This window comes from Aeromicrobium sp. REDSEA-S32_B7, from assembly GCF_001626145.1.
Classification (GTDB): domain Bacteria; phylum Actinomycetota; class Actinomycetes; order Propionibacteriales; family Nocardioidaceae; genus Aeromicrobium; species Aeromicrobium erythreum.
Genome location: NZ_LUNF01000252.1, coordinates 1 through 7,983 on the forward strand (window position 1 = coordinate 1; position 7,983 = coordinate 7,983).

Here is a 7,983-nt window from a genome sequence, read left to right on the forward strand (position 1 = left end):
CCTGTACGCCGTCTGCGACGAGATCAGCGAGCTGCCGGCCGGCTCGCGGGTGCTCGACCTGCCCTGCGGGGGCGGGGTCGCGCTCCGGGGCCTGCGGTCGGGGCAGCGGGTCACCTACGTGGCCGCCGACATCGCCCCCGAGATGCTCGCGCGGACCATGGACGCCGCACGTGCCCGCGGCGTCGACCACCTCGTCAGCCCCACGCGCGCCGATGCGGGGGCGCTGGGCTTCGACGATGCGTCGTACGACCTGGTGGTGAGCCTGACCGGGCTGCACTGCTTCCCCGACCCCGAGGCCGCGGTGCACGAGCTGGCGCGGGTGCTGCGGTCCGGTGGACGACTCGTCGGGAGCGCCTTCTGCGTCGACGCCGGCCTGCTGTACCTCCCGGGGCACCGGATCGGGCGGGCTCTCGGCGTGCTCGGTCCTCCCGTGCGGAGCACCGAGATGCGCTCCTGGCTCGTCGCGGCCGGCCTCGTCGACGTGCGGCTCGACCGCGCCGGCGCACTCACGTACTTCGAGGGCACCCGCGCCTGAGCACCCGAGGGGATTCGGCGCGTCACGCCCGACCGTCGGTGCATAGAGTGGGCGCCATGCCCGGAACGAACCTGACCCGTGAAGAAGCCACCGAGCGCGCCAGCGTCGTCTCGACCGACCACTACGTCGTCGAGCTCGACCTGACCCAGGGCACGGAGAGGTTCGGGTCGGTCACCACCGTGCGGTTCGGCGCCGTGCCCGGCTCCTCCACGTTCGCCGACCTCGTCGGCGGCGAGATTGCGTCGATCACCCTCAACGGCACCTCGCTCGACCCCGCCACCTACGCCGACAGCCGCATCCCGCTGCCCGACCTGCAGGCCGAGAACGAGCTGCGCGTCGAGGCCACCTGCGCCTACTCCCACTCCGGCGAGGGGCTGCACCGCTTCGTCGACCCCGCCGACGAGCGCGTCTACCTGTACACCCAGTTCGAGGTGCCCGACGCACGCCGTGTGTTCACCACCTTCGAGCAGCCCGACCTCAAGGCCACCTTCGACTTCCGCGTGACCGCGCCGAGCCACTGGGCCGTCGTGTCCAACGCCCCGGTCGCGGAGACGGTCGACGGCGACGGCGGCGTCAGCACGCGCGTCTTCGAGACCACGAAGACCATGTCCACCTACATCACCGCCCTCGTGGCCGGGGAGTACCACGGCGTCACCGACGTCTACTCCGGCGAGTACGGCGACATCCCGCTGGGCGTCTGGTGCCGTCAGTCGCTCGTCGAGCACCTCGACGCCGACGACATCCTCCTCGTCACCAAGCAGGGCTTCGCGTTCTTCGAGAACGCGTTCCAGATGGCGTACCCCTTCGTGAAGTACGACCAGCTGTTCGTGCCGGAGTACAACATGGGCGCGATGGAGAACGCCGGCTGCGTGACCTTCCGCGACGAGATGATCTTCCGCAGCCGCCAGACGGTGGCCGCCTACGAGCAGCGCGCGAACACGATCCTGCACGAGATGGCGCACATGTGGTTCGGCGACCTCGTGACCATGAAGTGGTGGGACGACCTGTGGCTGAACGAGTCGTTCGCGGAGTTCGCGGCGCACCACTCCTCGGTCGAGGCCACGCGCTTCACCGACGCGTGGACGGGCTTCACGAACAACCGCAAGAACTGGGCCTACCGCCAGGACCAGCTGCCCTCCACGCACCCCATCGCGGCCGACAACTACGACCTGCACGCCGTCGAGGCGAACTTCGACGGCATCACCTACGCCAAGGGCGCGTCGAGCCTCAAGCAGCTCGTCGCCTGGGTGGGTGTCGAGGACTTCTTCGCCGGGCTGCGGGCCTACTTCACCAAGCACGCGTACGGCAACACCACGCTGCAGGACCTCCTGACCGAGCTGGAGGCGGCCTCGGGCCGCGAGCTGGCGTCGTGGGCCGAGGAGTGGCTGCAGACGTCCGGCGTCAACACGCTCCGCGCCGACGCCGAGGTCGGCGACGACGGCACGTTCACGTCCTTCGCCGTCGAGCAGACCGCGATCGAGGCGTACCCGACGCTGCGTCGCCACCGCATCGCGATCGGCCTCTACGACGTCGTCGACGGTCGCCTCGTGCGCACCGAGCGGGTCGAGACCGACGTCCGCGGCGAGCGCACCGAGGTCCCCGAGCTGGTCGGCCTGCGGCGCCCGGCGCTCGTGCTGCTCAACGACGACGACCTCACCTACGCCAAGATCCGGCTCGACGAGCAGTCGTTCGCGTCGCTGGTCGAGCACGACATGGCGTTCGAGGAGTCGCTGCCGCGCGCCCTCTGCTGGGGGTCGGCCTGGGACATGACGCGTGACGCCGAGCTGTCGTCGACGGACTTCGTGTCGCTGGTGCTCGCGGGCATCGGCTCCGAGAGCGACCTGACGGCCGTCTCGTCGCTGCTGCGCCAGGGCCAGTCCGCGGTGAACCTGTACACGTCCGACGAGAAGCGGCCCGAGCTCGCCGAGCGCTGGGAGGCCGGGGTCCGGGCCCTCGCCGAGGCCGCCGAGCCGGGCAGCGACCACCAGCTGGCGTTCGTCCGCGGCTACGCGTCGGCGGCCACGTCGCCCGAGCCGCTGCGTGGCCTGCTCGAGGACGGCCTGCCGGGTCTCGACGTCGACACCGACCTGCGGTGGACGCTCGTGACCGCGCTGGCGCGTCTCGGTGCGGCCGACGAGGCCGAGATCGCGGCCGAGCTCGAGCGCGACCAGACCATCTCCGGCCGCGAGCGGGCCGCCGCGGCCCGCGCCGTCCGCCCCTCGTCGGAGGCCAAGGAGGCCGCGTGGCAGGCGGCGGTCGTCGACACGTCGACGCCCAACGAGACCCGCCGCCAGACCGCCTCGGCGTTCCAGGTGTCGGGCCAGGCCGACGTGCTCGAGCCGTTCGTCCAGCGCTACCTCGAGATGGCCGACACGGTGATCGAGGACAAGGGCGTCTGGATCGGCCAGGTCGCGCTCGTCTACCTCTTCCCGCTGGCCAACCCGACCCAGGCCACCCTCGACGCGGTCGACGCCTGGCTCGGCTCCACCGACGCCCCGGCCGCCGCCAAGCGCTACGTGTCCGAGGGGCGCGACGACCTCGCCCGCGCCCTCCGCGCCCGCGCCGCCAGCTGAGCTCCTTGAGGGTGGAGATTCCCAGGTCGACCTGGGAATCTCCACCGAGCACGGGAATCTCAGGGAAGCACGGGTACCTTTCCGTGCCTGGCTGAGATTCCCGTGCCTGGCCAGAGATTCTCGCGCCTAGCGAAGATTCCCAGGTCCACCTGGGAATCTCCCGCCCCACGACGCACCTCGGCCGGCCCGCCGAGGACGAGCCGGCCGAGGTGAGGGTCGGTCAGTGGTGGTGCGCAGCCTCGTTGCCGGGCGCGACCTCGAGGTCGGTGGACGGCGGCGGGGGCACGTAGTTGTTGCGCGCCGTGAGCAGGCCGAAGAGGGCGACGACGACGAAGAGACCCACGGTGCCGCCGCCGACGAGGAGGATCCACTCGAGCGTGCTGCGCTCCGGCGGGGCGGGCCAGGCCTCGGAGGCCGGCGAGTCGGCCCAGGCCGTGGCAGAGGTCGTGCCGAGCACCACGAGCGTGGAGACGACGACGGCGAGGATGCGCGCGGGAGCCTTCATGGGGCCATCGTATCGTCCCTGGCCCCGCCCGTAGGCTGGTGACCATGCTGAGCCTCGACGTGAACCTGCCGTCGGCCTGGACCGGCGACCGGCTGATGGAGAGCGGGACCCAGATCCTCGTGATCCTCCTCGTGGCGATGGTGGTCCGCTGGGTCACCCGCCGCGCGATCCGTCGGGTCGTCAAGCGAGCCGGCGAGGGGCAGGTGCCGGACGCGCTCGCCAACAGCCGCGCCGGTGCCCTCCTGTCGGACCTGCGCCCCGGCTCCGGCGAGCGGCGCAAGCAGCGTGCCCAGGCCATGGGCGACCTGCTGAGCTCGATCGTCGGCCTCGTCATCGCCGGCGTCGCGTTCGTGATGGTGCTCGGCGTCGTCGGCGTGCCGATCGCGCCGCTGCTCACCAGCGCCGGCATCCTCGGCGTCGCACTCGGCTTCGGCGCCCAGACCCTCGTCAAGGACTACCTCGCGGGCGTCTCGATGATCCTCGAGGACCAGTACGGCGTCGGCGACTCCGTCGACCTGGGCGAGGCGAGCGGCACGGTCGAGGCCGTCGGCCTGCGCGTCACCCGCCTGCGCGACGTCAACGGCACCGTCTGGTACGTCCGCAACGGCGAGATCCTCCGGGTCGGCAACCAGAGCCAGAACTGGGCGCGCACCGTCCTCGACGTCACCGTCGACTACGACTCCGACCTCGACGAGGTGCAGTCGATCCTCGCCGAGGAGGCCGAGTCGATGTACCGCGAGGACCGCTTCGCCGGCGTCATCATCGAGGAGCCCGAGGTGTGGGGTGTGGAGCGCTTCGACAAGGACGGCGTCGTCGTGCGCGTCGTCCTGAAGACCGCCCCGCTGCAGCAATGGCTCGTGGCCCGCACGCTGCGCCAGCGCGTCAAGCGTCGCTTCGACAAGGCCGGCATCCGCATCCCGTCGAGCGCCATCCCGTTCGAGAGGCCCGCGCCGTGAGCACCACGTTCTACGAGGAGATCGGCGGCCGCGCGACCATCGAGCGGATCGTCGCCGTCTTCTACGCCGGGGTGGCCACCGACGCCCTGCTGCGCCCCATGTACCCGGAGGAGGACCTCGCCCCGGCAGCCGAGCGGTTCACCCTGTTCCTCGAGCAGTACTGGGGAGGCCCGACGACGTACAGCGAGACGCGCGGCCACCCGCGCCTGCGCATGCGCCACGCGCCGTTCGCCGTCACGATGGCCGCCCGCGACCGCTGGCTGCACCACTTCCGCGCCGGCCTCGACGCGGTCGACCTCACGCCCGAGCAGGACGCGCAGTTCTGGGCCTACGTGCAGCACGCGGCGACGTTCATGGTGAACACCGCCGACGACGCGCCCGTCAGCTGAGCTGCGCCTCCAGCACGGCCCGCTCCTCGGCGCCGAGCACGCGCGACGTCTGGGTCTCGAGGTCGAAGCCGACGAGCACCGCGTCGGCACGACCCTGGCGCCCGTCGTCGAAGAGCGTGGTGACGGTGAACGACGAGCGTCCGACGCGCGTGACGACGCTGCGTGCCCGCGTGGTGGCGGCACCCCAGGTGAAGGGGCCGCCGCGCTGCACGTCGACCCTCGCGACCACGTACCGACCGCTCCCCGCGGTGCCGGCCACGCGGACGACCGAGACGATGCGCGCCTCCTGGGCGAACTCGAAGAGCGCCTCGACCGTCGCGTCGCCGTCGGGGCCCAGGTCGCTCTGCCGCACGCGCAGGTCGTAGGTCTCCCCCGAGGCACCGAGGCCGAGGTCGGGCAGCGGCTCGTCGTGCCAGGTCGCCCGGGCGAACGGGGTCGTCGCCGTGGCCGGCGCGATCTCCTGCACCAGGCGCTCGCCGTCGTCGGTCGACGTCACGCGCACGGGGGTGCTGCTCAGCAGCAGGGGCCGCAGGTACTCCACCGACACGGTGCGCGCCCGCCGGTCCTGCAGGTCGCCGTCGGCCACGTGCACCGCCCGCGCCTCGGCGGCGTAGTCGACGTAGGTGACGTTGTTGACGTGGCCCAGCTGGTCGAGGTCGGCCCAGCGCATCGGCAGGTCGTGGACGAGGGGCGTGGTCGGCTCGGTCACCCGAGCATGCTCTCAGACGGGAGCCGGCCCCTCGTCCGCGGTGGCGATGACGACGAGGGGGTCGCCCTCCTGGACGATCTGCCCCTCGGTGACGAGCACCTCCGCCACGGTGCCAGTGGCCGGCGCGTGCACGGGCAGCTCCATCTTCATCGACTCGAGCACGGCGAGGACGTCGCCCTGGCGCACCTGCGCGCCGATCTCGGTGACGAGCTTCCAGACGTTGGAGACGATGTCGGCGCTCGCCGTCGCGGTGGTCGTGGCGCTCATGCGCGGCCCCCCTCGACGCGCGGGGCGAGGACGCCGAGCGCCTGCACCATGCGGTCGCGCGTCTCCTCCGGGACGATCACGTCGTCGAGGATGCCCGCCTCGGCGGCGAGGTAGGGCCGGGCGACGTTCTCGCGGTACTCGGCGGCGAGCTCGTCGCGCAGGGCGTCGGGGTCCTCGGCGTCCTTCAGCGTACGCCTTGCGGACCACGACAGTGAGCACGGGCGACTGCGCCTCGACGTACGCGCGCAGCATGGTCGCGCCCTGCGTGATGACGCCGCGCCCCTCCTCGACCGTGCCGGGCAGGAAGCCGGGCACGTCGACGAAGGTCAGCACGGGCAGTCCGTAGCGGGCGCAGAAGTCGACGAACCGCGAGGCCTTCACCGATGCCTTGGCGTCGAGGATGCCGCCACGCGCCTTCGGCTGGTTGGCGACGATGCCCACCGGACGGCCGTCGAGGTGGGCGAGCACCGTCAGCACGCTCGGGGCATGGCCGGGGCTGAGCTCGAGGCGGGGGCGGTCGTCGAGGACACCGTCGAGCACCTCGTGCATGTCGAAGACGATGCTCGACTTGTCGGGCACGACGTGCGGCAACCGGGCGACCGCCTCGGCGCGGGCGGGCACGGGGTCGACGAGCGCCGGCGCGCCGCCGACGTGCGAGGGCAGGAAGGAGAGGATGCCGCGGGCGGCGTCGAGCGCGGCCTGCTCGTCGTCGACCTCGAGGTGGGCGACGCCGCTCGTGCGGGTGTGCATGCCCGAGCCGCCGATCTCGTCGGCGGTCGCGTCCTCACCGGTGGCCGCGCGGACGATCTCGGGGCCGGTGAGGAACATCTGTCCCTGCTCCTTGACCATGATCGTCCAGTCGGTCAGCGCCGGCGAGTACGCGGCGGCACCTGCGCAGGGGCCGAGGATGAGCGAGATCTGCGGGATCTTCCGGCTGGCCTCCACGTTGTTCGCGAAGATGCCGCCGCACCCGTGGAGGGCGTGGATGCCGTCGTGGATCCGCGCTCCCCCGGAGTCGTTGATGTAGACGATCGGGTGGCCGCGGTCGATGGCGATGCGCTGCGCCCGCTGGACGGTCTCGGCGAACACGGCGCCGATCGCGCCCGAGGCGACGGCGGCGTCGTGGCTGGCCACGACCACCGGACGTCCGCCGACGAGGCCCCAGCCGATGACGACGCCACTGCCGCTGGAGGGACCCGCCGTGCGCAACGGCGAGATCTCGACGAACGTGCCCTCGTCGACGAGGAGGTGCGCCCGCTCGCGGGCGGTGTGCTGACGGCGACCGCGAGGCTCGACGCGCGCCGTGCGGTCCGCCCGTCGCTGCGCGAGGACGTCGCGGTGGTGGGGCCGGCCTGCCTGCGCCGCCGCACCCAGGGATTCCTCATCTTCTGTGACTCACCTCGCGCGTCGCCGCCGCGCCGCGCCTGGCGACGACCGAGGGCCGGGTCGGGCCCTGGCCGCGGCGAGCGCCGTGCGCTACCGTGAGCCCAGACCTAAGCAAGCGCTTACCTCAGGAGAACTGCATGAGCGAGAACCGCCGCACCGCCCTCGTCACTGGCGCCGCCCAAGGCATCGGTGCCGCCGTGGCCCAGCGCCTGGCCGCCGACGGCCTGGCCGTCGCAGTCGTCGACCTCGACGAGAACGCCTGCTCCGACACCGTCGAGGCCATCACCGCGGCCGGTGGCGCGGCCCTCGCGGTCGGCGCCGACGTCTCCGACCCCGCCGCCGTCGACGCCGCCGTCGAGCGGATCACCGCCGAGCTCGGCGGCCCGACCGTCGTCGTCAACAATGCCGGCATCATCCGCGACAACCTGCTGTTCAAGATGACCGAGCAGGACTGGGACATGGTGATGGGCGTCCACCTCAAGGGTGCGTTCCTCATGACGAAGGCCGCGCAGAAGCACTTCGTCGAGCAGCGCTACGGCAAGGTCGTCAACATTTCCTCGACCTCGGCGCTGGGCAACCGCGGCCAGGCCAACTACTCCGCCGCCAAGATGGGCGTGCAGGGCTTCACCCGCACCCTCGGCATCGAGCTCGGCCCGTTCGGCA

The 7,983-nt window shown here is 72.1% G+C and carries 8 protein-coding genes and 1 pseudogene; 5 read left to right on the plus strand and 4 right to left on the minus strand.

Annotated features, from left to right (window positions below; genetic code table 11):
• Positions 1 to 535: methyltransferase domain-containing protein (locus A6Q79_RS15800; protein WP_317698734.1), on the plus strand; the 535-nt coding region annotated here is incomplete at its 5' end.
• Between the two features lie 56 nt (positions 536 to 591).
• Positions 592 to 3,108: an aminopeptidase N gene (gene pepN, locus A6Q79_RS15805; protein WP_286689782.1), complete on the plus strand. Its 2,517-nt coding sequence runs from the start codon at positions 592 to 594 to the stop codon at positions 3,106 to 3,108.
• A 220-nt stretch (positions 3,109 to 3,328) separates the two neighbouring features.
• Here pepN and A6Q79_RS15810 read toward each other — a convergent pair whose 3' ends face one another.
• Positions 3,329 to 3,613 (minus strand): hypothetical protein, encoded by a 285-nt coding sequence (locus A6Q79_RS15810; protein ID WP_067855150.1) that lies wholly within the window; start codon positions 3,611 to 3,613, stop codon positions 3,329 to 3,331.
• Between the two features lie 44 nt (positions 3,614 to 3,657).
• On the opposite strand from A6Q79_RS15810, the gene A6Q79_RS15815 reads away from it, so the two are divergent.
• Together A6Q79_RS15815 and A6Q79_RS15820 are read left to right on the plus strand one after the other, a co-directional pair.
• Positions 3,658 to 4,569: a mechanosensitive ion channel family protein gene (locus A6Q79_RS15815; RefSeq protein ID WP_067855148.1), complete on the plus strand. Its 912-nt coding sequence runs from the start codon at positions 3,658 to 3,660 to the stop codon at positions 4,567 to 4,569.
• Complete coding sequence (locus A6Q79_RS15820) at positions 4,566 to 4,958, plus strand: globin (RefSeq protein ID WP_067855145.1); 393 nt, start codon at positions 4,566 to 4,568, stop codon at positions 4,956 to 4,958. The genes A6Q79_RS15815 and A6Q79_RS15820 overlap by 4 nt, the downstream gene beginning before the upstream one ends.
• Here the strand turns inward: A6Q79_RS15820 and A6Q79_RS15825 are convergent.
• The 3 genes and pseudogenes from A6Q79_RS15825 to A6Q79_RS15835 form a co-directional block, all read right to left on the minus strand.
• The gene (locus A6Q79_RS15825; RefSeq protein ID WP_286689783.1) at positions 4,951 to 5,667 is read right to left on the minus strand and encodes an acyl-ACP thioesterase domain-containing protein; all 717 of its coding nucleotides are present in this window, start codon (positions 5,665 to 5,667) and stop codon (positions 4,951 to 4,953) included. The two genes, A6Q79_RS15820 and A6Q79_RS15825, sit on opposite strands and share 8 nt — an antisense overlap.
• 12 nt (positions 5,668 to 5,679) lie before the next feature.
• Entirely contained in the window at positions 5,680 to 5,934 is a 255-nt protein-coding gene (locus A6Q79_RS15830) for a biotin/lipoyl-binding carrier protein (protein WP_067855139.1), read from the minus strand.
• Positions 5,931 to 7,308: pseudogene (locus tag A6Q79_RS15835) on the minus strand (acyl-CoA carboxylase subunit beta). Before A6Q79_RS15835 ends, A6Q79_RS15830 begins: the two are co-directional and overlap by 4 nt.
• Before the next feature lie 149 nt (positions 7,309 to 7,457).
• Here A6Q79_RS15835 and A6Q79_RS15840 point away from each other — a divergent pair.
• Positions 7,458 to 7,983 (plus strand): SDR family NAD(P)-dependent oxidoreductase (locus tag A6Q79_RS15840; RefSeq protein WP_317698735.1); only part of this gene is annotated, 526 nt, incomplete at its 3' end.